The 638-nt window shown below is 36.7% G+C and carries 1 protein-coding gene; it reads right to left on the minus strand.

Annotated elements, in window-relative coordinates; genetic code table 11:
- Positions 1-638: hypothetical protein (locus tag ON09_RS23840; protein WP_010603585.1), on the minus strand; the 638-nt coding region annotated here is incomplete at both ends.

Genomic DNA, 638 nt, shown 5'->3' on the forward strand with positions numbered 1-638 from the left:
CACTAATATCGCCGGTATTAAATACAACTTTTGTGTGATCAGATGCTTTGATTGCAACTTGATAATTCCAGTAGATTGTGACAAAATTGATTGGTTCATTCATGTTCAAAATATCTGGCTGATAGAAATCTTTGGCCAGACGAATGCCTTTCAAAATTTTAAAATTTGGCTTATCCTCATTATCTGTGCAACCTGAATAAGTGATGCTGCCTGACCCCGCAGCTTGTTTGTAGGTTTTACCTTGTTCTGGTGGTCTGTTCTCAGAATCGCCGATATGATTGCCACAGTTCAAGATGTTAGACCGACATACATAATCACCGCATTTATTTGCGCCCCTTACAGCAAAATTCAAGCGATCATCTTTTTTGCTTTTAATTACTACGTCTTTCAGTTTGATTCCCGAAGATGCCGTTAGGTTTGAGATATTATCTTCAAGCATCACAACTCCATTCGCCAATGGCTTATACCCAATATTAGTTAAATATTTTTTTATCTCAAATAACGGATCATTCAACTCAACATCATACTTGTAACTTTTTTTATCGCTCAAACTTAACCAAACCCTTCCTTGCTCAGTTGATAATAAATTAGCTGATGGAATAATGAAATGGCCAGCACTATCTGTAAAGTGTGTACGT

It is taken from the genome of Pedobacter agri PB92, assembly GCF_000258495.1.
GTDB classification, from domain to species: domain Bacteria; phylum Bacteroidota; class Bacteroidia; order Sphingobacteriales; family Sphingobacteriaceae; genus Pedobacter; species Pedobacter agri.